Origin of the sequence: Herbaspirillum sp. C7C2, assembly GCF_022627865.1 — a bacterium.
Taxonomy (GTDB): domain Bacteria; phylum Pseudomonadota; class Gammaproteobacteria; order Burkholderiales; family Burkholderiaceae_D; genus Herbaspirillum; species Herbaspirillum frisingense.
Genome location: NZ_JABXGI010000060.1, coordinates 1 through 377, shown reverse-complemented (window position 1 = coordinate 377; position 377 = coordinate 1). Strand labels below are relative to the sequence as shown.

At 61.3% G+C, this 377-nt stretch carries 1 protein-coding gene; it reads left to right on the top strand.

Translation table 11 applies throughout. The annotated features are described in order from the left end of the window. Positions 1-3 precede the first annotated feature (3 nt). A partial coding sequence (locus HWE04_RS24225; protein WP_446719257.1) for a branched-chain amino acid ABC transporter permease occupies positions 4-377 on the top strand: 374 nt, incomplete at its 3' end.

The window sequence follows — 377 nt, the reverse complement described above, 5'->3', positions numbered from 1 at the left end:
TTCATGGACATTTTCATCCAGCAGATCATCAACGGATTGGTGCTAGGCAGCATGTACGCACTGATCGCCCTGGGCTACACCATGGTGTACGGGGTGCTGAACCTGATCAACTTTGCCCACGGCGACATCCTGATGGTGGGGGCCATGGTGGGCCTGTCGCTGCTCAAACTGGTGCAGCATGTGGCACCGGACCTGCCGGGCATCGTCAAGCTGATCATCGCCATCGTCGGTGCGATCCCGGTGTGTATCGTGGTCAGTCTCCTGATCGAACGCATCGCCTACCGCCCGCTGCGCAATGCGCCGCGCCTGGCGCCGCTGATCACCGCCATCGGCGTGTCGATCCTGCTGCAGACCTTCGCCATGATGATCTGGGGCCG